The sequence below is a fragment of the Rhizomicrobium sp. genome (assembly GCA_037200045.1).
Lineage (GTDB): Bacteria > Pseudomonadota > Alphaproteobacteria > Micropepsales > Micropepsaceae > Rhizomicrobium.
The window spans coordinates 2,870,185-2,893,966 of the sequence record JBBCHM010000001.1; the positions used below are offsets into that span (position 1 = coordinate 2,870,185).

The 23,782-nt window shown below is 67.8% G+C and carries 22 protein-coding genes; 10 read left to right on the plus strand and 12 right to left on the minus strand.

What is annotated here, in order from left to right; all coding sequences use genetic code 11:
- Window positions 1–159 precede the first annotated feature (159 nt).
- Window positions 160–540 (plus strand): hypothetical protein, encoded by a 381-nt coding sequence (locus WDM86_14100; GenBank protein MEI9991164.1) that lies wholly within the window; start codon window positions 160–162, stop codon window positions 538–540.
- 24 nt (window positions 541–564) lie between these two features.
- Window positions 565–1,035 carry a Spy/CpxP family protein refolding chaperone gene (locus WDM86_14105; GenBank protein ID MEI9991165.1) on the plus strand — a complete coding sequence of 157 codons (471 nt, stop codon included), beginning with the start codon at window positions 565–567 and terminating at the stop codon, window positions 1,033–1,035.
- Between the two features lie 6 nt (window positions 1,036–1,041).
- Here WDM86_14105 and WDM86_14110 read toward each other — a convergent pair whose 3' ends face one another.
- Together WDM86_14110 and WDM86_14115 are read right to left on the minus strand one after the other, a co-directional pair.
- Window positions 1,042–2,223, minus strand: coding sequence for an acetate/propionate family kinase (locus WDM86_14110; protein MEI9991166.1), 1,182 nt, complete (start codon window positions 2,221–2,223; stop codon window positions 1,042–1,044).
- A complete protein-coding gene (locus WDM86_14115; GenBank protein ID MEI9991167.1) occupies window positions 2,205–4,568 on the minus strand; it encodes a phosphoketolase family protein in 2,364 nt (787 codons plus the stop codon). The genes WDM86_14110 and WDM86_14115 overlap by 19 nt, the downstream gene beginning before the upstream one ends.
- 274 nt (window positions 4,569–4,842) lie before the next feature.
- On the opposite strand from WDM86_14115, the gene WDM86_14120 reads away from it, so the two are divergent.
- From WDM86_14120 to WDM86_14135, 4 genes are all read left to right on the plus strand, one after another.
- A complete protein-coding gene (locus tag WDM86_14120) occupies window positions 4,843–6,207 on the plus strand; it encodes a phosphatidylinositol-specific phospholipase C (protein MEI9991168.1) in 1,365 nt (454 codons plus the stop codon).
- Between the two features lie 116 nt (window positions 6,208–6,323).
- A complete protein-coding gene (locus tag WDM86_14125) occupies window positions 6,324–7,214 on the plus strand; it encodes a transglycosylase SLT domain-containing protein (protein ID MEI9991169.1) in 891 nt (296 codons plus the stop codon).
- Between the two features lie 120 nt (window positions 7,215–7,334).
- The gene (locus tag WDM86_14130) at window positions 7,335–7,781 is read left to right on the plus strand and encodes a DUF1036 domain-containing protein (protein ID MEI9991170.1); all 447 of its coding nucleotides are present in this window, start codon (window positions 7,335–7,337) and stop codon (window positions 7,779–7,781) included.
- 150 nt (window positions 7,782–7,931) lie between these two features.
- Window positions 7,932–8,261, plus strand: a complete 330-nt coding sequence (locus WDM86_14135) for a hypothetical protein (GenBank protein ID MEI9991171.1) — start codon at window positions 7,932–7,934, stop codon at window positions 8,259–8,261.
- A 10-nt stretch (window positions 8,262–8,271) separates the two neighbouring features.
- On the opposite strand, the gene WDM86_14140 is transcribed toward WDM86_14135, so the two are convergent.
- The 4 genes from WDM86_14140 to WDM86_14155 form a co-directional block, all read right to left on the minus strand.
- Window positions 8,272–8,712, minus strand: a complete 441-nt coding sequence (locus tag WDM86_14140) for a hypothetical protein (GenBank protein MEI9991172.1) — start codon at window positions 8,710–8,712, stop codon at window positions 8,272–8,274.
- A gap of 307 nt (window positions 8,713–9,019) precedes the next feature.
- Window positions 9,020–10,162: a 2'-deoxycytidine 5'-triphosphate deaminase gene (locus WDM86_14145; GenBank protein ID MEI9991173.1), complete on the minus strand. Its 1,143-nt coding sequence runs from the start codon at window positions 10,160–10,162 to the stop codon at window positions 9,020–9,022.
- On the minus strand, window positions 10,159–12,966 hold the full coding sequence (locus WDM86_14150) for an ATP-dependent DNA helicase (GenBank protein ID MEI9991174.1): 2,808 nt from the start codon (window positions 12,964–12,966) through the stop codon (window positions 10,159–10,161). Before WDM86_14150 ends, WDM86_14145 begins: the two co-directional genes overlap by 4 nt.
- A gap of 41 nt (window positions 12,967–13,007) precedes the next feature.
- Entirely contained in the window at window positions 13,008–13,628 is a 621-nt protein-coding gene (locus WDM86_14155; GenBank protein ID MEI9991175.1) for a helix-turn-helix domain-containing protein, read from the minus strand.
- A 78-nt stretch (window positions 13,629–13,706) separates the two neighbouring features.
- Here WDM86_14155 and WDM86_14160 point away from each other — a divergent pair, with 78 nt between their 5' ends.
- Window positions 13,707–14,717, plus strand: a complete 1,011-nt coding sequence (locus WDM86_14160; protein MEI9991176.1) for a saccharopine dehydrogenase NADP-binding domain-containing protein — start codon at window positions 13,707–13,709, stop codon at window positions 14,715–14,717.
- 4 nt (window positions 14,718–14,721) lie between these two features.
- Here WDM86_14160 and WDM86_14165 read toward each other — a convergent pair whose 3' ends face one another.
- A complete protein-coding gene (locus WDM86_14165; protein MEI9991177.1) occupies window positions 14,722–16,836 on the minus strand; it encodes an ATP-binding protein in 2,115 nt (704 codons plus the stop codon).
- An 84-nt stretch (window positions 16,837–16,920) separates the two neighbouring features.
- Between WDM86_14165 and WDM86_14170 the strand changes: the two genes are divergently transcribed.
- Together WDM86_14170 and WDM86_14175 are read left to right on the plus strand one after the other, a co-directional pair.
- Complete coding sequence (locus WDM86_14170) at window positions 16,921–18,525, plus strand: lysine--tRNA ligase (GenBank protein MEI9991178.1); 1,605 nt, start codon at window positions 16,921–16,923, stop codon at window positions 18,523–18,525.
- A 113-nt stretch (window positions 18,526–18,638) separates the two neighbouring features.
- Window positions 18,639–19,433, plus strand: a complete 795-nt coding sequence (locus WDM86_14175) for a hypothetical protein (protein MEI9991179.1) — start codon at window positions 18,639–18,641, stop codon at window positions 19,431–19,433.
- 84 nt (window positions 19,434–19,517) lie between these two features.
- Here WDM86_14175 and WDM86_14180 read toward each other — a convergent pair whose 3' ends face one another.
- The gene (locus tag WDM86_14180) at window positions 19,518–20,156 is read right to left on the minus strand and encodes a helix-turn-helix transcriptional regulator (GenBank protein MEI9991180.1); all 639 of its coding nucleotides are present in this window, start codon (window positions 20,154–20,156) and stop codon (window positions 19,518–19,520) included.
- Between the two features lie 110 nt (window positions 20,157–20,266).
- Here WDM86_14180 and WDM86_14185 point away from each other — a divergent pair, with 110 nt between their 5' ends.
- Window positions 20,267–21,310, plus strand: a complete 1,044-nt coding sequence (locus WDM86_14185; protein ID MEI9991181.1) for a quinone-dependent dihydroorotate dehydrogenase — start codon at window positions 20,267–20,269, stop codon at window positions 21,308–21,310.
- A gap of 4 nt (window positions 21,311–21,314) precedes the next feature.
- Here the strand turns inward: WDM86_14185 and WDM86_14190 are convergent, their stop codons facing one another.
- The 4 genes from WDM86_14190 to WDM86_14205 all read right to left on the minus strand — a co-directional run bounded on the left by WDM86_14190 (window position 21,315) and on the right by WDM86_14205 (window position 23,675).
- Window positions 21,315–21,563 carry a DUF1272 domain-containing protein gene (locus WDM86_14190; protein MEI9991182.1) on the minus strand — a complete coding sequence of 83 codons (249 nt, stop codon included), beginning with the start codon at window positions 21,561–21,563 and terminating at the stop codon, window positions 21,315–21,317.
- Between the two features lie 8 nt (window positions 21,564–21,571).
- Window positions 21,572–22,744: a CoA transferase gene (locus WDM86_14195; protein ID MEI9991183.1), complete on the minus strand. Its 1,173-nt coding sequence runs from the start codon at window positions 22,742–22,744 to the stop codon at window positions 21,572–21,574.
- A gap of 143 nt (window positions 22,745–22,887) precedes the next feature.
- Window positions 22,888–23,070 (minus strand): DUF4169 family protein, encoded by a 183-nt coding sequence (locus tag WDM86_14200; GenBank protein MEI9991184.1) that lies wholly within the window; start codon window positions 23,068–23,070, stop codon window positions 22,888–22,890.
- Between the two features lie 5 nt (window positions 23,071–23,075).
- A complete protein-coding gene (locus tag WDM86_14205) occupies window positions 23,076–23,675 on the minus strand; it encodes a glutathione S-transferase family protein (GenBank protein MEI9991185.1) in 600 nt (199 codons plus the stop codon).
- Window positions 23,676–23,782: the final 107 nt, after the last annotated feature.

Genomic DNA, 23,782 nt, shown 5'->3' on the forward strand with positions numbered 1-23,782 from the left:
CGCCGTGACGTGAGGTGCATGTATTCACCGCAATGGGCGAGAATAACACGCCGGGCGATGGAACCGGGGCGGCGCCGGGTTGTTGTATGCCGTCGAGCTCAAGTCTATTTCACACCATGGTCGTCCGCCGCCGTCGCGCGGGACCTTTGGAGTCATCCCATGATACGGCTTTCGCTGAAGAGACTTTCGCTCGCCGGCGCCATATTGGCGACGGCCACTTCGTTCGCGGCGGCGCCGGCGGCCGCGCAATACGTGCAATGTCCGCCCGGCTATTACTATTCATACGGCTATGGCTGCCTGCCGGACACGCCGGCCTATGGCGACATGTATGGCGACCCGGACTACGACGTCGGGCCGCCGGTCTATGACACGTTCGGCTTCGGCTTCGGCGGCGATTTCGGCGGCGGGCGCTATCACGGCGGCGGACATCGCGGCGGCGGCAATCGCGGCGGTGGCGGCGGCCACGGCTTCGGCGGCGGTCATGGCGGAGGCGGCGGCAACCGCGGCGGCGGCGGCCATGTCGGCGGCGGGCATCACTGATCCAACGAAACCAGAGGTATCGTCATGAAAATCCATCTATCGGCCAAGGCGCGTCTGGCACTCCTGTCGTCGGTCGCGGTCTGCGTTCTCGCCATGGGCAGCCCGGCGCTGGCGGCCGGGCCGACGGCGCCGTGCACGGCGCATGCCGACCACGACCGCGCTTCCTCGGTGGCGCGCCGCATCAAGCATCTGCATGACCAGTTGAAGATCACGCCGGACCAGGAAGCGCAGTGGGGCCAGATCGCCCAGGTGATGATGGACAACGCCTCGGCCGTCGACAGCGCCGTCCAGGCCCGCGCGCAAAAGACCGGAAGCATGAGCGCCGTCGACGATCTTCTGTCCTACCAGGCGATCGTCGTCGCGCATGCCGAAGGTCTCAAGAAGCTGGCGGCGGCGTTCGCGCCGCTCTACGCGGCGATGCCCGAGGCCCAGCAGAAAAACGCCGACGCGGTGTTCGGCCATCGCACCGCCTCGCGGCTGCGGGCGCACCGCTAGGACGCGTCAGCCGGCCGGACGAACCACGTCCGCCGTGTGGCGGGCGATCTGCTCGTCTTCCTGCGAGGGCAGCACGAGCACCTTGCAGCGCGACGTTGCGTTGCTGATCGGATTGGCCGTGGACCGGTTTCGCGCCTCGTCGAGGCCGACGCCGATCCAGTCAAGGCCGCTACAGATTGCGGCGCGGGTCTCGAAGTCGTTTTCCCCGATGCCGCCGGTGAAGACGATCAAATCGGCGCCGTCGAGCGCGGCGATCATCGCGGCGATCTGCTTGCGCACCGAATAGCAGAACATTTCGACCGCGAGCCGCGCATCGGCGTTCGATGTCGCCGCCTCGCGCAGGCGCCGCATATCGCCGCCGAGGCCCGAAATCCCGAGCATGCCGGAGCGGCGGTCGATCAGGTCTTCCAGACCCGCGGCGTCGAGATTCCTCTCGCGCAGCAGATGGATCAACAGGCCCGGATCGATATCGCCGCTGCGCGTGCCCATGATCACGCCGCCGGAGGGCGTCAGGCCCATGCTGGTGTCGACCGATTTTCCGGCCTTGATCGCCGTGACGCTCGCGCCATTGCCGAGATGGGCGATGACGATCCGTTCGGGCACCTCGTCCGCGAGTTGGTGCAGGATCGATTCGCAGGAAAGCCCGTGGAAGCCGTAGCGCTGAAGGCCTTCCGCCTGCAGCGCCTTCGGGATCGGCAAAACGCGCGCGACGTCTGGCAGGCCGGCGTGAAAACCGGTGTCGAAACACGCCACCTGCGGCGGTGCGGGAAAATGCTCGCGCGCGAAGCCGACGATCGCGAGGGCGGCGGGAATGTGCAGCGGCGCGAAGACGGTCGCCGCTTCGAGCTGCGCCAGGACTCCGTCATCGATCAGGCACGGTTGCCGCAGCTTGGGGCCGCCATGCACGATGCGATGACCGACGGCATCCGGCCCCGGCAAGCCGGCATCGGCAAGCAGCGCGGCGATGCGGCCGATCGCTTCACGCGGGCCGGGAATCGACGACGCCTCGATCAGGAGCGCATGGCCGGCCGCGTCCTTGGCGTGAAAGCGGCTCGCGCCGCCGCCGATCGCTTCGGCCTCGCCGGACAGCAGCGTCTGCGTCCACGCGCCGTCCGTCCGGTACAATCCGAATTTCAGCGACGACGAGCCGCTGTTCAGCGCCAGGACGTTCAGAGATTCCAGCGCCAATCGCGCACCTCCGGCATGTCCTCGCCGTGCTCGCTGATGTAGAGCTTGTGGCGCTCCATCGCCGCCCAATAGAACTCCGTCGCCTTCGCGACGCGATGGCTGAAGCGCTTGATGCGGTTGGTCGCGTCGAGCGCGAGCTGGAAGCGGTCCAGGTTGTTCAGCACCACCATGTCGAACGGCGTGGTGGTCGTGCCTTCCTCCTTGTAGCCGCGGACATGGATGTTGTCGTGGTTGTGCCGCCGGTAGGTGAGCTTGTGGATCATCGCCGGATAGCCGTGGAAGGCGAAGATCACCGGCTTGTCGCGGGTGAACATCTCGTCGAAATCCTGGTCTTCCATGCCGTGCGGATGTTCGGACTGCGGCTGCAGGACCATCAGGTCCACGACATTGACCACGCGGACGCGGATGTCGGGATAATGCTCGCGCAGCAACGAGACGGCGGCGAGCGTTTCCAGCGTCGGGACATCGCCGGCGCAGGCCATGACCACGTCGGGATCGCCGCCGTCATTGCTCGCCCAGTGCCAGATGCCGGCGCCGGCGGTGCAGTGGCGGACGGCGGCATCGCAGTCGAGCCACTGCCATTCCGGCTGCTTGCCGGCGACGATCAGGTTGATGTAGTTGCGGCTGCGCAGGCAGTGATCGGCCACCGACAACAGGCAGTTGGCGTCCGGCGGCAGGTAGATGCGCGCGACATCGGATTTCTTGTTGGCGACGTGGTCGATGAAGCCCGGGTCCTGGTGCGAGAACCCGTTATGGTCCTGGCGCCAGACATGGGAGGTCAGCAGGTAGTTCAGCGACGCGATCGGCTTGCGCCAGGCGATGTCGCGGCTGACCTTCAGCCATTTGGCGTGCTGGTTGAACATCGAATCGATGATGTGGATGAACGCCTCGTAGCACGAGAACAACCCGTGCCGGCCGGTCAGCAGATAGCCTTCGAGCCAGCCCTCGCACAGATGCTCGCTCAGCACCTCCATGACACGGCCGTCGGCGCTGAGATCGATATCGACCTCCTCGATCCGCGCCATCCATTCCTTGCCGGAGACCTCGTACATTGCCTCCAGCCGGTTGGACGCGGTCTCGTCCGGACCGAACAGCCGGAAATTGCGCCGGTCGAGATTGAGCTTCATCACGTCGCGCAGGAACGTGCCCAGCACGCGGGTCGCTTCCGCCCGGAAGGCGCCGGGCTTGGGAACGTTGAGGGCATAGTCGTGGAAATGCGGCATCGCGAGCGGCTGAAGCAGCTCGCCGCCATTGGCGTGCGGATTGGAGCCCATGCGGCGGTGGCCGGTCGGCGCCAGGGAGGCGAATTCCTCGCGGAACTTGCCGTTGTCGTCGAACAATTCGCGCGGCCGGTAGCTCAGCATCCACTCTTCGAGCTGTTTGAGATGTTCCGGCTTGTCGAAATCGGCGATCGGCACCTGGTGCGCGCGCCAGGTCCCCTCGACCGGCAGGCCGTCGACGAATTTCGGGCCGGTCCAGCCTTTGGGCGTGCGGAACACGATCATCGGCCAGCGCGGGCGCGGCGGCGGCTTCGCCGCGCCGGCGGCGCGGGCGTCTTTCTGTATCTTGCGGATCTGCGCGAGGATCGTGTCGAGCGTCGCGGCGAGCGCCGGATGCACCAGCGCGGGATCGTCGCCCTCGACGAAATGCGGCTCATAGCCATAGCCGCGCAGCAGATCGGCCAGCTCGTCGCGGCCGATGCGCGCCAGCACCGTCGGATTGGCGATCTTGAAGCCGTTGAGATGCAGGATCGGAAGGACGGCGCCGTCCCGCGCGGGATTGAGGAATTTGTTGGAGTGCCAGCTCGCGGCCAGCGCGCCGGTCTCCGCCTCGCCGTCGCCGACGACGCAGGCGACGATCAGGTCGGGATTGTCGAAGGCGGCGCCATAGGCGTGCAGCAGCGAATAGCCCAACTCGCCGCCCTCATGGATCGAGCCGGGCGTTTCGGGCGAGACGTGGCTGGAGATTCCGTACGGCCAGGAGAATTGGCGGAACAGGCGCTGCAGGCCGTTGCGGTTGCGCTCGATCGCCGGAAAGCGCTCGGTGTAGGAGCCTTCCAGATAGGTGTTCGCCACGATGCCCGGCCCGCCATGGCCCGGCCCGATGACGTACATCATGTTGATGTCGTTGTCGGTGATCAGCCGGTTGAGGTGGACATAGAGGAAGTTCAGGCCCGGCGTCGTGCCCCAATGGCCCAGCAGGCGCGGCTTGATGTGTTCGCGCTTGAGCGGCGCTTCGAGCAGCGGGTTGTCGCGCAGGTAAACCTGCCCGACCGACAGATAGTTCGCCGCGCGCCAATAGGCGTCCATCCTGGCAAGACGTTCGGGCGTCAGGCTATCGGCCATCGTCATCTCCGGAGCGTTGCAGAGCACCGCGGCGCCGCGGCGTCCGCCTCACAGTATAGGTCTCGGGCCATGATGGAGCTTGTACGCGACTGTCGCATGGCAAAGGCGCCCGACGAACCGGAACTCTCCGCCTGTCGATCGGTTCCAGCGGCCGATCGGCGCGGCCGGCATGTGGCCGCCGCAATCCGGACGGACGGTAAAGTTCAAATATTCGCTCGCCAGGAAGCCGTATTGCGGTAATATTCGATACTATATTCAGGGCGGGGACCTTGCCATGACCGATACGAACAACATCGACATCAAGTCGAATACGGCGAACCTGACGATCAAGAACATGACATTCGTCGCCGGCACCTTGCACGCGCCGTCCGGCACCGCGAATCCGACTTTCGAGAAGAAATCCGACCGGCACTGGGTCGCGACGCTGAAATGCGACCGCGACGGCTCCGCCGACATCGCCAGGGCGTTCAACGACGCCTGCGGCGGCTATTATCACGAATATGTCGCCAGGAGCTGGGGCTTCGACAGCGAGCCGGAGAAGCTCAATCTCTGTTTCGCCGCGCGGATCGAGTTTTCCTACAAGGACGGCAACACCACGGTGAACGCGGTGGCGCCCGTGGTCTATCTCGCCCAGGGCCATGCGCCGCCCTTCCGCAACAATTGGTGGATCGGCAGCTTTGAGAGCATCACCAATGGCGGCACGCCCTATCTGACCGCCGGTGCCGGCGACACCGGCATCATCCTGGAAATCTCCGGCGGCGTGTCCGACTTCCAGTTCACCTGGAAGTCGAAGTCCAAGAATTTCCTGCTCAAGAGCTGGATGAAGGACATTGCCGATACCCGCTCGCTGCGCGACATGACGCTGACGGGGACGCACGACACCTGCGCGCTCTATGGCGGATTGTGGGCCGAGACCCAGAAGCGCGTGCTGAAGGCCCAGCTCGAGGCCGGCGTGCGCTTCATCGACATCCGCTGCCGCCACATCGACAACGTCTTCGCGATCCATCACGGCGCCTTCTACCAGCACATCAATTTCGGCGACGGCGTGCTGAAAGTGTGCCTCGACTTCCTCGCCGCCAATCCGACCGAGACCATCATGATGTCGGTGAAGCAGGAATACGATCCGTCCAACAACACGCGCACCTTCGAACAGACCTTCAAATGGTATCTCGACGAGTATAATTGCTGGGCCCGCTGGTGGCTGGGCGACACCATGCCGGCGATGAAGGACGCGCGCGGCAAGATCGTGCTCTATCGCCGCTTCGTCACCGACACGGCGGGCGAGGTGCTGGGCCTCAAGGCCGAGCCCTATGAGGACGACAAGACCTTCACCATCAGCGCCACCGTGCCGATCAAGGTCCAGGACCAGTGGAAGGTCGCGACCGTCTTCGCCCGCAGCGACAAGTGGAACGCGATGAAATCGCTGCTCGACGAGGCCAAGAAGAAGAACACGAATTATTTCTACGTGAATTACGGCAGCGGCAACGGCGCGGGCAGCGCGCCGTCCACCACGGCGAACTACGTCAATCCGCACCTGACCGATTATCTCGCCAACAACATCCAGGGCCGCTATGGCGCGGTGCTGATCGATTTCGAGACCGACGACCTCAACCGGCTGATCGCGGAAACCAATTTCTGAAGTTCCGGCTTGCTTGAACCGGGGGCCGCGCGTGACTACCTTGGCGGGTGGGCGTTCGCGCGGCATCTCGGATAGAAAGCGCCATGGTATTTCGCGATGCGAGCCTGCGGACATGGATGGAACGCCCTGCCGCGCTCCCGCCGGCGATCCTCGCCATTGCGCTCTTTGCCGCCGCCCTCGTCTTGGGCCTGATCCTCGACCGCGAGGTCGCGCCGCCGCGCCTCGCGGCGAAACCGGCCGCCCATCGCATCGCGCCGCGCCTCGCCGCGCGCAAGCCGGCGGTGGCGAAACCCGTGGCTGCCAAGCCGGCGGCGCGGCGGCCGCCCTCCGCCTTCGCGATCGAGCAGGCGATGAATTCGCGCCAGCTCATGGACCGCTGGACGCCCTATATCCGCGAGGCCTCGCGCCGCTTCGACGTCAACGGGCAATGGATCCGCGCCGTGATGGTGATCGAGAGCGGCGGGCGCACCATGCTCGGCGAGAACAAGCCGATCGTCTCCAGCGCCGGCGCGATGGGCCTGATGCAGTTGATGCCGCAGACCTGGGCCGAGATGCGCGCCGCCAACCGCCTCGGCAGGGATCCCTTCGATCCGCGCGACAACGTGCTCGCCGGCGCCGCCTATCTGCGGGCGCTCTACAGCCAATACGGCTATCCCACGATGTTCGCGGCCTACAATGACGGGCCCGGCATGCTCGCCGCGCACGCGGCCCTGAAGGAGCCGATTCCCGCCGAGACCGCGAACTATGTCCGCGACATCGCCAGCATCCTGGGCACCGGCGTGCGCTATCGCGCCGGCTCGCGCCAGGCCTTCGCGCCGCTGACGCGGCCGGACGGCTCGACCGTCATGATCGATGCCGGCGTGGTGGTGGCGATCCGCGCGCCGCTTCCGGGCGAGTACGCCGCCACCGTTCAATCGGTGATCTCCATCGGCCGCCTGCGCCAGGGCGTGCGCGAGGCTCCGGCCCGCGCCACCGCCATCGTGCGAAGCCATGGCGGATTGATTTGACGCGGGGCAATAGTCAAATTCTAGCCGCAAAACCGGCCTAGCCTGATAGGCGTCGATGATCTAAACTTTTTGTTACGTTCCGGGAATCGACGTCCGGGACGCCACTGCAAGGGGTAATCGATGTTCGCAAGGAAATTCGCCTTGGCGATCGCGTTCGCGGTCGCCGGATTGATCGCGACGGCCATGGCCTCGCCCGCCGCCGCCCGCACCATAACGCTGCGCGCCTGCAATCATACCGACACGACCGTGATGGTCGCCTCGAGCTACATTCCGATCGGCGGCTCCGACTGGCGCAACAAGGGCTGGACGACGGTCCGCGCCGGCCAGTGCGAGGATATCTTCCGGACCAACAACTACACCTTCTATGCGCGCGCCGAGGTGAAGGGCGATTCGGAATCCTATTGGGGCAGCGACATCAAGCAGTGCGTCGAATATCCCGGCCCCTATGATTTCTTCACCGGCTCGAACGACACGACCTGCCCGGAAGGCGAGCCCGCCGATTTCTCGACCTTCAAGTCCGACGGCACGCCGACCTATGTCTGGAATCTGAATCCGTCCGATGATTGACGCCTGGACAAAGGGCGCGCGCGGTGGCCGCGCCCTTTGCTTGCCGGTCCGCCGCAATCGCGGCGCATTCGGTTCAGCCTGGGTTCATGTCAGAGCCGTCATGGTCGCTCGTAGAGGCGCAATGAAGCGCCGCAAACGGGCTGAAAGATCATGAAACGGATTCTCTGCGCCGCCTTGGCGCTCACTCTCCTGGGCTCGACCGCGGCCGAAGCGCGCGGTTGGCACGGCGGCGGGTATGGCCGCGGCTGGCATCACCATGGCGGCGGCGACGTCGCGCTCGGCCTGGGTCTCGGCGTCCTTGCGCTCGGCCTCATCGCCGCGACAAGCGATCATCACCGCGACCGCGACGACTATTATCGCGATCGGGACGATTCCTATCGCAACCGTGACGGCGCCGATCGCGGCGACGATCGCTCCGGCACCTATCACGACGAAGACCGGGCGCCGCAGCACGATCAGCGCGACGACAGCGACGAGTGACGGCCGCCGGTCATAATTGGCCGTTGAACGCAAAATGCGCGAACGCGCCGGTCGCCGGATCGTATTCCACGCCGAAGGCCAGCGCGCCGCCGTCGCAGATCGAGATCGCGTTGGTGCGCCAGTCGGCGTGGACGATCGCGTTGCGGGCGCCGTTCACATAGATGATGTGGCGTCCGCTGACGGTCAGTCCGCCATATTGCCGGTAATAGGCGCCCGGCTGCACCTTGGCGTCGACTAGCAGCCGGCTGAGGCCCGGCTCCAGCCTGGCGATGTCGGCGGGCAGCGGCTGCCAGGCGCCTTGCGCGCGCGGCGTGCTGCGCGAGCATTGCCGCGCCAGCGCCGGGGCCTGTTCGGCGGGGAAGATGACGCCCCAATTGGGGTTGAGCGGCACGGTCGCGGCGGCGGCCGGCCCGGCGAGGGCCGCCAAAAGGAACGCCAAGAAAATACGCATACGGATCGATCCCGGGGTGTCGGGCCATCCTAGTCGGGATCGTGGCGGGAGTACGCCGCTATGCGCCGGGCTGCGAAAAATCATGAGGCGGCCGGCACTTCCGTGCCGTAGCCGCCTCACGCTGCCCCCTTCAATGCGGACCCTAGTCAACCGCGAGGCTTGACCCCCAAGCCGTTCGGACCCGCGGCGCGCTAACTGTGCCGGGAAGCCCGCGTGACGCAACGGTCGCGCATGGCTGTCATGCGCATAAAGTCCGGCTGTTGATTTGCGGCAACAATAGGGTGACGCCCAGCCGCCGAGTTCCGGGTCACGGCTGGCGGAAATGCTTCGACAGCTTCAGGCCCTGGCGCTGGTAGTGCGAGCCCAGCCCTTCACCATACATTTCGGGCGGCGGGTCGGTCAGCCGCTCGAACACCAGCCTGCCGATGACCTGGCCGTGCTCCAGGATGAACGGAACCTCGCGGGAACGCACTTCCAGAACGCCCCGGGCCGAGGGCGGCCGGCCCGGCTCATAGCCGAAGCCGGGATCGAAGAACCCGGCATAGTGAACCCGGAACTCCCCCACCAGCGGGTTGAACGGCACCATCTCGGCGGCGTGGTCGGGCGGGATGGCGACCGTCTCGCGGCTCACCAGGATGTAGAACTCGTCCGGGTCGAGGACGAGGTTGCCGGCCTCGTTGGCCTCGATGGAATCCCAGAACTCGTGGGCGGCGAGCGCGGCGCGCTTGTCGACGTCGATCACGCCGGTGTGGCGCTTGGCCCGCCAGCCGATGCGCTGGCCGCCCTCGCCCTTCAGGTCGATCGAAAGCGCCAGCCCGTTGTCGATATCGGCCTCGCCGCTGACCAGCGGGCTCTCGGCGTTGAGCCGGCGCAGCTGCGTGTCGGTGAATTGCGGCGTGCCGCGCCGGATGCGGAGCTGGTTGAGTTTCGATCCCTTGCGTACCAGCACGGGGAAGGTGCGAGGCGATATCTCCGCGAACAGCGGCCCGTGATAGCCGGGCTCGATGCGGTCGAAGGCCTGGGCGCGGTCGGTGATCAGCCGGGTGAAGACGTCGATGCGGCCGGTGGAGCTTTTGGGATTGGCGGTGCCCGAGACCCGCGACGAGAAATCGGCGACTTCGAGCAGCGGCACGATATAGACGCAGCCGGTCTCCAGCACCGCGCCCTTGGTGAGGTCGATCTCGTGCATGAAGACCGAGGCGAGCCTGTCCTGCACCGTCGCGTTCGGGCCGGGCAGGAAGCTGGCGCGGACCCGCCACGCCACCGGCCCGAGCCGCAGGTCGATGCTGGCGGGCTGGATCTGGCTTTCCTCGATATCCTCCGTCGCAATGATCTCGCGGCGCGCGCGGATCAGCCGCCGCAGCACATGGCTCGGCAGGATGCCGGTCGAATGGCGGCCATAGGAATCGGCGGCCTCGTCGCCGAACAGGGTGTCGTCGGGCTGGGTCATGGTGAGGTTATAGAAGCGCGGCCGGCCGGGGTCACTTCTTCCCCGTCCAGAAACGCCCTTATATCCCCAATCGCTTCCGCCAGGCCGCAGCGCTTGACCGGCGCGTCGGGGGGAAAGGCGCTCAGAAGCCGTGTCGGCGTCGCGCCTTCCAGGATCACGAAACAGCCCTTGTCGGCCGCGCCGCGGATCAGCCGGCCGAACGCCTGCTTCAGCCGGAACCGGGTCAGGAGATCGTCATAGCCCTTGCCGAAGCGCGCCCGCCGCGCCTTGTGCAGGATGGTCGGCTTGGGCCACGGCACCTTGTCGAACACCGCGAGGCGCAGCGAGCGGCCCGGCACGTCGACGCCGTCGCGCAACGCATCGGTGCCGAGCAGGCAGGCATTCTCCTCGGCGCGGAACAGGTCGACCAGCGCGCCGGTGTCGAGCTTGTCGACATGCTGGGCATAGAGCGTGACGCCGGCATCGGCGAGCGGCGCGGCGATCCGCTGCTCCACCGCGCGCAGCGTGCGCACCGCGGTGAAGAGGCCGAGCGCCCCGCCGCCCGCCGCCAGGAACAACTCGCGGAACGCCGCCGACACCTGGTCGATGTCGCGCCGGTTGACGTCCTTGACGACGAAGATACGCGCCTGCCGCGCATATTTGAACGGCGAGCCGAAGCTGGCGCGCCGGGGCGGCTCGGGCAGATGGCCGGCGCCGGTGCGCACCTCGGCGCTCTGCCAGTCGTCGACGCCCTCGCCCCCACTTCCATTCTCACTAATGTCGCGCAGCGTGGCGGAGGTGATCAGCGCGCCATGCGCCGGCGCCAGCACATGGTTGGCCAGCGGGATCGTCGGATCGATCCAGTGCCGCTCCAGCCCGACATCGAAATCGCGGCCGTCCTCGCGCGCGATCTCGAACCAGTCGACGAATTCCGCGCCGCGCTCGCCTTCCAGCGCGTCGAGCATCGCGATCCAGGTCGGCACGACGAACTTGCCCCGCCACACCAGCCCGCGCGCCGCCGCCTCGATCCGGGCGCGGGAATAGGTCTCCAATTCCTCGCTCAGCGCGTCCATCTGCTTGCGCAGGACGGCCGCCAATCGGACCAGCGGTGCCGCCAGCCGCTTCAGCCCGCGCGACAGCTCGCGCGCCGCCGCGATCACGTCGTCGCCAAGCGGCTGGGTGTCGGCTTCCAGCGTGTAGAAGCTGTCGGCGTCGTCGCTGCGTGCTCGCACGTGCTGGTATGCCGCCGCGAGGAACATCTCGCCCGGCCCGCGCGGGCCGCCGCCATGCAGCCGCGACATCCAGCCTTCGCCCGCCAGCACGCCGGAGGCGGCGATGCACTCGTCGAGCGCGCTCTGCGCTGCCGGATCGTCCTGGGTCAGGTCGCGCAGGCGTTCCTGAAGCCCGCGCATCCGCGACCGCGCGCGTCCTTCCGGCCCGCGGATCCAGCGCCGCAGATCCTGCATCTCCATGCCGGAGACCAGCGGCGCGAAGCCCGAGTCCGCCGCGTCGAACAGGTGATGGCCTTCGTCGAACACATAGCGCACGCGCCGCTCCGGCGGCGTATCGGTCGTCTCGTCGGCGGCGAGCCAGTCCTGCGCGGCCTGCGCGATCACCAGCGCATGGTTCGCCACCACGATCGGCGCGTGGCGGGCGCGGCGGATGGCGCGCTCGATGAAGCAGGTGCGGTAGTGCGGGCAGGCCGCATAGACGCATTCGCCGCGCCGGTCGGTGACTTCGCTCAAGGGCAACGAGGCGCCGAGGAAGGCGGGAAAGCCCGCGCCCGACACATCGCCGTCCGGCGTCACGCCGACCCAGCGCGCGATCAGCCCCAGCGCGACGGCGCGCTGCCCCGGCGCCAGCGCGGTGCGCTTGGCCGCTTCCTCGAAGTTCAGGAGGCAGAGATAATTCTCGCGCCCCTTGCGCACCACCGCCTTCTCGGCGCGCTCCTCCGGATCGGGATAGAGATGGCCGATCTCCTGCACGATCTGGCGCTGGAGGTTTCGCGTATAGGTCGAGATCCACAGCCCCGGCCCGTTCTTCTCCGCCCACACGCTGGCCGGCGCGAGATAGCCGAGCGTCTTGCCGACGCCGGTGCCGGCCTCGACCAGCGCGACCTTCGGCGATCCCGCCGTCTCGCGCGGCCCGAAGGCGTAGGACGCGGCGTCGGTATAGGCCTCCTGTTCGGGGCGAAGCTCGCCCATGCGGCCCACCAGTTGCGCCAGGCGCTGCCGCGCTTCGCCGGCCGTGACCGGCAGCGAGCCCGGCTTGTCGGGCGCCGCGCTGTCTTCCCATTCGGGAAGCCCGCGCCAGGTTTCCATGCCCGCGATCGGCGTTGCTTTGCCTTCCGCATCGCCGAGCACGTCCAGGATCGGCCGCGCCCAGCGCCAGCCGGCGCGCTCCATCGTGCCCGCCAGCGCGCGCATCTGCGCCCGCGCGGCTTCCGGCGCGTGATGCAAAAGATCGATCAGTCCGGTCGCGGTCTCGCGCAACGCGGCCGCCTGTTCCTCGGGCCCGTGCGGGATGGGAAGGCCCATGGCGCGCGCCAGTCCCAGCGCGCTCGGGATGAACGGCGCGCCTGGCCGTATGAAAGCGAACAGTTCGAGGACGTCGTAGAGCGCTCCCGCCGGCGGCGTCTTCAGCCGGCCGGACACGAAGGCCGCATGCGCGACCAGCGCATTGCCCGAGCGGAACAGTCGCCGCGCCTCGTCGAGGCCGACGCGCTTGCAGTCGCCGTCGGCGTCGCAAATAACGGCTCCGCCCGGCGCCGGCACAAGCGCGGGCAGGCGGCGCCATTCGCGCGCGGGAATCGGTTCGGAGGCCATGACGAGAGACTACTCCCTTGCGCCCGCCGAGAAGAGGGCGTTCAGGCTTCGGCCTTCGCGCCGGCGAGCAGGGCGTTGGCGGCGCGCTGAAGCGTCTGGGTGGCCTGTCCCCTGGCCGCGACCTGTCCGCTGACAAAGGCGCCGTCGATCAGGAAGCCGAGCTGCTGCGCCAGCTCGTCCGGGCGCCGCGCGCCCAGCTTTTTCGCGAGCGCCGCCAGCCGCCGGCGCAGCTCACTCTTGTGGCGGGCCGCGACGCGGCGCGCCGGATGGCGCGCGTCGGCGAATTCGGCGGCGGTGTTGATCTGCGGGCAGCCGCGATAATTCGGCCGCTCGATCCGCGCCCCGATCCACGCCATATGCGCGTCGAGCTCGGCCTTCGGCGCAGCCCCATGGCGCCCGGCCACTTCGTCCCAATGGCGCCAGAAATCGGCGTCCTCGCGGTCGAGGAACGCCGCGATGAGATCGTCCTTGGTGGGAAAGTGCCGGTAGAGGCTGGTCTTGGCGACGCCCGCGCGCTCGACCACCAGATCGACGCCGACGGCGCGCACCCCTTCGCGGTAGAACAGCCCCGAGGCGACGTCGAGGATGCGCTCGCGCAGCCGCCCCGCGCCGCGCGCCGCGGCCATGCCGTCCCGTTTCGTCGTCGCCTGCGATCTTGCCACCGTCGCCTCCGGATTTCGGTTTGACACGCTACAGGTCTGTAGCTAGCTTGGCAACGAAACATACAGGTCTGTAGCGTCATGGCGGATTCCCGGAACGTGGCGGTCTATGGCGCGGGCGGGCACACCGGCCGTTTCGTGGCGGCGCAATTGCGCCGCCGCGGGCTGCGCCCGATCCTCTGCGGCCGCGATGCGGAAAAGCTGCGCGCCGCCGCGCCGGGCGATGCGGAGATCCGGGTCGCCGACATCGCCGATGCCGCCGCGCTGGACCGCGCCTTCGAGGGCGCGGCGGCGGTCATCCATTGCGCCGGCCCGTTCCTCGACACCGCCTTGCCGGTCCTCGACGCCGCGTTGCGCGCGCGGATCGCCTATCTCGACGTCGCGGCGGAGCAGGCATCCGCCCGGGCGATCTTTGAAGGCCATGGCGCCGCGGCGCGCGCGGCCGGCGTGGCGGTCGTGCCGGCCGCCGCGTTCTATGGCGGGCTGGCCGATCTGCTGGCGACGGCGGCGATGGCCGATTGGGACGGCGCCGACGCGATCGATATCGCCGTCGCGCTCGACGGCTGGAAGCCGACATTGGGCACGCGGCTGACCGGCCGGCGCAATACCGTTCCGCGCTTCGTCCTGTCCGGCGGGCGGTTCCAAGACCTCGCCGATCCGGCGCCGGCCCGCGCCTGGGAGTTTCCGCCGCCCTTCGGTTCGCAAGAAGTCGTCGCGCTGCCTTTCACCGAGATCGTCACCATCGCGCATCACCTGAACGTGTCCGCGATCGGCTCCTACATGAACCTTGCGCCGCTGCGCGAGATCGGCGATCCCCGGACGCCCGGCCCCGCGGCGGTCGATGCGGCGGGACGCTCGGCGCAGCGCTTCGTCATGGAGGTGCGCGTCCGCAAGGGCGCGCGGGAGCGCCGCGCGGTCGCGCGCGGCCAGGACATCTATGCCATCACCGGGCCGATCGCCGCCGAAGCCGCAAGCCGCATCCTGGACGGCCGCAACAGGACGCGAGGCGTCACGACGCTGGGCGCGATGTTCGACGCCGCCGAATTCCTGGCCGCGCTGGCGGCCGACGGATTGGAGGTCGAACGCGCCTGACGCGTTAGGCGACGAGGTCCGGATACAGATTGCTCAGCGCCTGCTTGGCCCGCATCTGCTCGCCGACCACCGCCTGCGCGGCGCTCAACAGTTCGGGAGCGTTCTCGCCGCTGCGGCTCTTCTGCGTGAAGCCGCGCGCCGCCGCCGTCACCGCGATCAGGCCGAGACCGCCGGCCGAGCCCGCGATGTCCTGCGCCAGCCGCCCGGCATCCTCCCAGCGCTCCGCCGCGCAGGCTTCGGACAGGCCGTTGCACAAAAGCTCGGCGTTCTCGATGTAGGACTGCAGGATCTCCACCAGCGATTTCACGCCGACCGATTTCTCCAGCGCCGCGAAGGCGTCGGCGTCGATCGGCGCCAGTTCCCGGGGTTCCGGTTCGGCCGCCGCCTTGTTGTCCTTCTTGCCGCGTTCGTCGAGCGCGGCCAGCACGGCGAACAATTCCTGCGCGCTGGCCGGCCAGCGCAGCACTTCGCTCGCCGTCGCGGGGGCGCGCTCGCCGCGCGACAGGAGCGCCAGCACCGGCGCGCTGACGCCGGGCGCCGCGGCCCAATTGTCGGCGTCGCCGGCGCTGACGATGATCGCGTCGAACGCGCCGCGCCCGGACTGCGCGATGGCGTCGGCGAGGTTGGGCGCGAACTGCACGAGGTTGCCGAACGGCTCGAGCTGGCGGGCGATCCTGGCGTCGGCCTCCGCGTCGCGCGTGTAGACCAGGTAGGAATGCTTGGACGGCGCCACGGCGGTGTCGCCATGGCGTCCTTCGGGGCCGGCATAGCTGGCCGAACCGGAGGTCGGGATCGAGAACCAGAAGGTCGCGCCTTCGCCCGGCACGCTGTCGAAGCCGACCGTGCCATGCGCGGATTCGACCACGCGCTTGACCACCGCGAGGCCCAGGCCCATGCCCTGCTGGCGCCGCGCATAGGACACGTCGCCGGGCGAGAACGGCTTGAACAGGGACAGCCCCACCTCGCGCGGGATGCCCTGTCCGGTGTCGCTGACCAGGAAGCGCACCGCCTCGCCGTCGGTCTCGGCGCGGATCTCGACGCCACCGCGCTCGGTGAATTTCAACGCGTTGTCGACCAGTTTGAGCAGCGCCTGGCGCAGCCGCCGCCCGTCGATCGCGACATTGGGCAGGCTGGGCGGCGCGGTCACGGTGAGGCGCAGACGCTTCTCCCAGGCGCGCGGCTGCAGCAGCCTTCCGACGGTACGCGCCGCCTGCACCGGATCGCTGTCCTCCTCGGGCATCTCCTCGCTGTCGTCGCGCGACAGGGCGATGACGTCGTCGAGCAGCATCTGCAGGCCCTTGCCGGCCTCCAGCATCACCTTGACATGGTCGCGGTGCGGCCGGTCGAGCTCGGCGCGGTCGAGCAGCTGCGCCATGCCGAGCAGCGCGTTCAGCGGCGTGCGCAATTCGTGGCTGATATTGGCGATGAACGAGGTCTTCACCCGCCCGCTCGCCTGCGCCGCGTCGCGCGCCGCCTCGGCGGCCCGCTTCTCGTTGGACAGCGTCGTCACCAGGCCGATGTTTTCGAGCCGCAGGAAGATGCTCTCGTCGAGCAGCCGCGCCATGCCATTGCAATAGGTGAACAGCACCGCGCCGAACAGCGTCACCAGCACGCCGGTCATGATCTGGTAGAGCCCGCCCGCCAGGAACAGCACGACGACCAGCGGCCCCAGCGAGAACAGCGCATGCGCCAGATAGGCCGGGCGATAGGCGGAGCGCGCGATGAACTCGGTCGCGGTCATGCCGAGGAAGGCGAGGCTGAGATAGGCCTCGGCCGGAAACGAATTGGGCACGAACCAGAACAGCACGCCGACGCCCCAGGTCGCGCCGGCGATCCCCGACACGAAGGTGTAGCGCCAGGCCCAGAACTGCGGATCGTCGGAGGGATCGCGCTTGCGGTAGGCGGTGGTGAGCTGCTCGGCGACGATCACCACCGCGATCTGGAGCACCAGCGGCATCAGCGGCAGCCAGCCGGGCTCGCGCCCCGCGAACAGTGTCGCCGGAATGCAGAGCGCCGCGAATGGCAGCGACAGATAGTGCCGGCCGAGTGCGTAGAGGATGTCGATGCGGCCCGCGAAGACCGCGCCTTTGTCTCGCACCGGCTGTGGTTCCCCGGTCATTGACGCCTTCCCGGGGGGAGCATAGCTTCCTCGGCCTTTCCCAACGATTAAGCGTGAGCGATTTCAATGCCTTCCGGCCCGTCCGTGCCATTTCGATCCGATTTGGGCGCCGCCGCGCGCGCCTGGCCGTTCGAAGAGGCGCGCAAGCTGGTGGCGCGGGTGGAAAAGCGCCGCGCCGCCGGGGAAAAGGTCGACGAGATCGTGTTCGAGACCGGCTACGGCCCAAGCGGCCTGCCGCATATCGGCACCTTCGGCGAGGTCGCGCGCACCACCTGGGTGCGCCATGCCTTCAACACGATGAGCGATCTTAAGACGCGATTAATCGCGATCTCGGACGACATGGACGGGTTGCGCAAGGTTCCCGACAACCTGCCCAACCGCGAGATGCTCGCCGCCAATCTCGGCAAGCCGCTGACCTCGATCCCCGATCCGTTCGGCACCCATGACAGCTACGGCCACAACATGAACGCGCGGCTGCGCGCGTTCCTCGACACGTTCGGCTTCGACTACGATTTCCGCAGCGCCACCGAGATGTACAAGTCCGGCATCTATGACGCCGCGCTGCTGCGCGTGCTCGCGAACTACGACCGCGTGATGGAAGTCATGCTGCCGACGCTGGGCGAGGAGCGCCAGCAGACCTATTCGCCGTTCCTGCCAATCTCGCCGATCTCGGGCAAGGTGCTGCTCGCCAAGGTCGTGGCGCGCGACGTCGCCAAGGGCACGATCACCTATATCGAAGAGGACGGCGGCGAGATGACCGTCCCGGTCACCGGCGGCCATTGCAAGCTGCAATGGAAGCCGGATTTCGGCATGCGCTGGGCCGCGCTGCATGTCGACTACGAGATGTACGGCAAGGATCATCTGCCGTCGCAATCGCTCTATGACGAGATCTGCCGCATCGCCGGGGCGCGGCCGCCGGAGCATTTCGTGTTCGAGCTGTTCCTCGACGAGAAGGGCCAGAAGATATCGAAGTCGAAGGGCAACGGGCTGACCATCGACGAATGGCTGACCTATGCGCCGCGCGAGAGCCTGGCGCTTTACATGTTCCAGAAGCCGCGCGTCGCCAAGCGGCTCTATTTCGACGTGATCCCCAAGGCGGTCGACGATTACATCGAGCTCCTGGAGAAATATCACTCCAACGAGACGAGCGAGGCCGAGCGCATCGACAATCCGGTCTGGCACATCCACAACGGCCACCCGCCGGCGGAGCGCTATCCGGTGTCCTTCGCGCTTTTGCTCACGCTGGTGACCGCGTCGAACGCGCACAATCACGAGGTGCTGTGGGGCTTCATCCGCGCCTATGCGCCGAATGCGTCGCCTGAGGTCAACCCGGGTCTGGCGCATCTCGCCGATTTCGCGATCCGCTATTACGAGGATTTCGTCAAGCCGACCAAGCAGTACCGCGCGCCGACCGACAAGGAACGCGCCGCGCTGGCCGACCTCGCCGCGCGGTTCGAGGCGATGGCGGGCGAGCGCGACGGCAGCAAGGTGCAGGACGTGGTCTATGAGATCGGCAAGGCCCATCAGTTCGAGCCGCTGCGCGACTGGTTCAAGGCGCTGTATGAGGTCTTGTTCGGCCAATCCGCCGGGCCGCGCTTCGGCTCCTTCGCCGCGCTGTTCGGCTGCGCCGAAACCGCGGCGCTGATACGGCGCGCGCTGGCGGGGGAGTTCACGAAGGCGGCGGCGTGAAATTGATTTCTGAAAGCGAATAAAAGAAAAGTCGTCATCGCCGGCCTCGTGCCGGCGACCCATACCCCCAATTGCAGCAGGCGTGCGTATGGATGGCCGCCACGGGGGCGGCCATGACGACTGGAGCGAGAGTGGTGGATCGATTTCGGACGACAGTGCTCGCCATCGGTATTGCGCTTCTTGCGCTGCCAGCAGGCGCCGCCCCGACGCCCTGGGATCTCTACGTCGCCGGGCACTACGCCGAGGCGATGAAGGCCGGCGCGGCCGCCGCCACCGCGCAGGGCTATCTCACCGCCGCCCGCGCCGCGCTGGCCGACGCGACGACGCGGCCGGCGCCCTGCCTCGATTGCCTGCAGCACGCCGAGGCGCTGGCGCGCAAGGCGACGGCCGCCGATCCGCGTCTGGCCGATGCCCATGTCTATCTCGCCGTGGCGATGGGCTATGAAGCGCGCGTCGTCGGGCCGGTCTGGGCGCGTGCGCACAACTATCCCGGCCACGCCAAGGACGAGCTCGACGCGGCGCTGGCGCTCGATCCGAAGGACCCCTGGGCGCTCGGCGCGCTCGGCGGCTGGCATGTCGAGATCGTGCGCACCGGCGGCGATTATCTCGCGAGCTGGCTCTACGGCGCCACCGTGGACAAGGGGCTGGCCGCTTTCGCCGCCGCGTTCAAGACGGCGCCGGACAATCTTACCGTGCGCTATCAATACGCGCTGTCGCTCGGCGGCTACGACGCCGAGCGTTTCAATCGCGAGATCAAGGAGGCTTTCGCGCGGATCGCGAAGGGAAAGCCCGCCACCGCCTATGAAACCGTCGCCCGCGCCCGCGCGAGCGAACTGGCGGGCCTCCTGACCAAAGGCGACCGCGACGGCTTCAGCAGGAAAGTGCGGCAGTATCAGGGATATCCGTGAGCTGGCGAGGGGACCGGCCGCGCGGCGGGCCCTCACCCGCTCGCTGGGCTCGCGACCTCTCCCGCAAGCGGGAGAGGTTGGTCTTTACTGGCTCGCCCAGATGATCCGGTGCATGAAGGCGATCTCGGTGATCGCGAAGCTGCGATCCTCGAATGCCGCGTTGAACGAGCGCAGCTCGATCCGCTGCGCGGTGTGCCGCGCGAGTTGCTTGGCCATCACCTCGCCGGCATGGGTGCGCACCACGACGCGGTCGCCGCGCCGCACATTCGCGGCCGGCGAGACGATGATGCGGTCGCCGTCGCGATAGACCGGCTGCATCGACTCGCCGGTGATCTCCAGCGCATAGGCATGCTCGTCGGCGACTTCGGGGAACGGGATCTCGTCCCAGCCCGCGCCCACCGGGAACCCGGCATCGTCGAAATAGCCCTGCGCGCCCGCCTGGGCGAGGCCGATCAGGGGAACCGCGCGGCTGAAGGAGCGGCGCAGCGCGCCGTCCTGGCCGACCAGCGACACGAACTCGTCGAGCGAGGCGCCCGTCGCGTTCAATATCTTGGATACACTCTCGGTTGAGGGCCAGCGCAGCTTTCCATTGGCGCCGCCGCGCTTGCTCTTGTTAAATGTCGTCGGATCGAGTCCGGCGAGCTTCGCCAGGCCCGACGCCGAAAGACCATGGCGCGCGGCGAGCGCATCGATCGCGTGCCAGATTTGATGATGGGTCAGCATCGGAGTCGTCCGTAAGAAGCTGGTCCGGCAAACCGGGTAATTGTTCCTAGAAATAAGTTAATGGTAGGAATTACCACTCCCGCCACGGTCCGGTCTAGAGGGCAAGGGCGATGATCTTCGACGCCGCGGCCGCGATTTTGCGGGCTTTCCCGCCGGAATCGGCGCACCGCGCCACCATCGCGGCGGCAAAAATTTTCGCGCCTTGGTTGCCGCCGGCGCCCGTCGACGATCCGCGCCTGCGGGTGAATATGCTGGGCCTCGCCTTCCCCAATCCGCTCGGCCTGGCCGCCGGTTTCGACAAGGATGCCGAGATTCCCGACGCGATGGCGAGGTTCGGTTTCGGCTTCGTCGAATGCGGCACGGTCACGCCACGGCCGCAGGCGGGCAATCCGCGGCCGCGACTGTTCCGCCTCGCCGAGGACCGCGCGGTGATCAACCGCATGGGTTTCAACAATGCCGGGATGGACGCGGCGGCGGCGCGGCTCGCGCGGCGCGCGCGGGCCGGCATCGTCGGCATCAATATCGGCGCGAACAAGGACTCGGCGGATCGCGTCGCCGACTATCGCGCCGCGTTCGAGGCGCTCGCGCCGCTGGCCGACTACGTCACCGTGAACGTCTCCTCGCCCAACACGCCGGGGCTGCGCGGGCTGCAGAACCGCGACGAGCTCGGCAGGCTTCTGGGCTTCCTCACCGGCGAGCGCACGCGGCTGTCGCTCAAGCAGCCGATCCTGCTCAAGATCGCGCCCGACCTGGACGATGCCGCGCTGGACGACATCGCCGCGGTGACCGGCGAGGCGGCGATCGAGGGCCTCATCGTCTCCAACACCACCGTCGCGCGGCCGGCGACGCTCAAGAGCGCGCATGCGAAAGAGCAGGGCGGCCTTTCCGGCGCGCCGCTGTTCGAACCCTCGACGCGCATCCTGCGCGAGATGCGGCGGCGGACCTCGCTGACCCTGATCGGCGCCGGCGGCGTTTCGAGCGGCGCGGAGGCCTATGCCAAGATCCGCGCCGGCGCGAGTCTGGTGCAGCTCTACACCGCGCTCGCCTATCGCGGCCCCGGCCTGATCGCGCGCATCAAGCGCGAATTGCTGGGCCTGCTGGCGCGCGACGGTTTCGCGAACGTCGCCGATGCGGTCGGCGTGGACGTTCGCTGACTGCTCACGCCACCCTGGTGCAGCCTTCCGGCTTCAGCACGCGCTTGGTCGAGGCCGGATATTTCGCCAGCATCGCGGGCGGGCGGATCGGCCTGGCCACGAGATTGCCGCCGCAATTGGGGCAGGCGCCGTGCAGCGTGTGCCGCGTGCACTCGGCGCAGAAGGTGCACTCGAAGGTGCAGATGCGGGCGTCCATCGCATCGGGCGGCAGATCCTTGTCGCAACATTCGCAATTGGGGCGCAGTTCGAGCATGGCCTCTCCTAGTCGAGTCCGAGTTCCTTCAATATCGCCGCGCGGTGTTCGTCCAGCTCCGGCGCCGCCGCGCGGGTCTTCGGGTCTTCGTGCGCCGAAAGCTTGATCGGATTGCCCTGCATGCGGATCGGGCCGAGGTCGGGGTCGAGCGTCTCGACGATCATGTTGCGGAAAAGGACCTGCGGGTCGGCCATCACCTGCGCCACGTCGTTGAGCGGGCCCGAGGGCACGCCGGCCGCGTCGAGCGCGTCCAGCCAATGGCTGGAGGAATAAGCGGAGAGCGCGACCTCCATCTCCTCGTGCAGCGCCTCGCAGTTCTGCACGCGCCTGGGATTGGAGGCGAAGCGTTCGTCGGCGGCAAGGTCGTCGCGGCCGAGCACGCGTGCGACGCGCGCGAACAATTCGTCATTGCCGGCGGCGATGGCGATGTGGCCGTCCTTGGTGGCGAAGGCGGCGAAGGGCGCGATGGAGGGGTGGCGGCTGCCGAGCCGGCCCGGCACCTGGCCCGTCGCGACATAGCGCGAGATCGCGTTCTCGAGCAGCGCCACCTGGCTGTCGAGCATGGAGATGTCGACCTTCTGGCCCTTGCCCGTCGTCTTGCGGTCGTAGAGCGCGGTGATCATGCCGATGGTCGCGAACAGCCCGGCGGACAGATCGCCGGTCGAGGTGCCGACGCGGGTCGGCGGGCTGTCGGGATGTCCGGTCAGGCTCATCACCCCGCCCATCGCCTGCACCACCATGTCGTAGGCGGGACGCTTGGCGTAGGGCCCGGTATGGCCGAAGCCGGAGACGCCGCAATAGATCAGCTTGGGGTATTTGTCCTTCAGCGCCTCGTAGCCGTAGCCGAGCTTCTCCATCGTGCCGCCGCGATAGTTCTCGATCAGCACGTCGGCGCGGGCGAGCAGGGCCTGGAAGATCGCGCGGTCGGCGGGCGCCTTCAGGTCGAGCGCGATGGATTCCTTGGCGCGGTTGACGCTCATGAAATAGCCGGACTTGGTCTTGCCCGACGGGGTCTGCACGAAGGGGCCGATATGGCGGCTGTCGTCGCCGGTGATCGGCGGCTCGACCTTGATGACGCGCGCGCCGAGCTCGTTCAGCAGCAGCGCCGCGAACGGCCCGGCGAGCACGCGGGTCAGATCGATGACGAGGAGGCCGGAAAGGGGGCCGGAGGAAAGTGTCATTCCAATTGTCATCCCCGGCGAGTGCGAACGAAGTAAGCGCGAGGGAAGGGGACCCAGGTGGATGGATCGGGCCCAGTCTATCCGCCTGGGTCCCCTTCCCCTCGCATCGCTTGCGCGATGCTCGGCCGGGGATGACAGTTTTGCTATTCCTTGTCCAGCTTGTGCGCGTCGGCCGCGCGCTTGTCCTTGTCGGCGCGGGCCTTGGCGAGCTCGCGGACCGGCTTGGCGATGCCGTGCTTGGTCCGGTTGGCGTCGGCCTCGGCCGCCTTGGCGTCGCGCGCCTTGGCCTTGCGGGCGCGGCGGAGGTTGACGATCTCGGCCGCCATTCCCGCTATCCGTTGTCCTTCGCCTGGGCGCGCAGATAGGCGGGACGCGAGGTGATGCGGGCGACATAGTCGTCGTAATGCTTGCGCGCCGGAAACAGCGTGCCTTTGAAGTACTGCACCGCCGAGCCGTACAGGATGTCGGCGGCGGAGAATTCGTCGCCCAAAAGATAGGGCGTGGCTTCGAGCTGCGCCGAGACCAGCGCCTCGAGGTCCTCGAGCGCGCCGAAGCCGGTGGGCTTGTCCTTGTCCCAGCCCTGGAAGCGCGCCGTGGCGGCGGGCTCCAGCACGCCGGCATAGAGAAACAGCCAGCGCACATATTCCGCGCGCGCGTTCTCGCCGGGCAGCGGGCCGATCTTGTGCTTCTGATGGCTGTCGGTCATGTACAGGCAAATGGCGCCGGATTCGTAGACCACCTCGCCGAAGATCTTGAGCGTCGGCACTTTCTTGAACGGGTTCACCTCCCGATAAGTGTCCGGCGCCGGCGTGCCCGAGCCGTCCGGGCGCGTGATGGGCACCAACTCGATCTTGTAGTCGACCCCCAGTTCCTCCAGCAGCCAGATGATGCGCGTGGAACGCGAGCGCGGGGCGTGAAACAGCGTGATCATCGAATAGAAGCCTTTCGTCTGAGGAGGCTAGAATGATTGCCAATTTGCGACAAGCGCATGACAGCGCTCTCGATAATCCCTGACCGACAGCGCGATGTCGGCGGCGG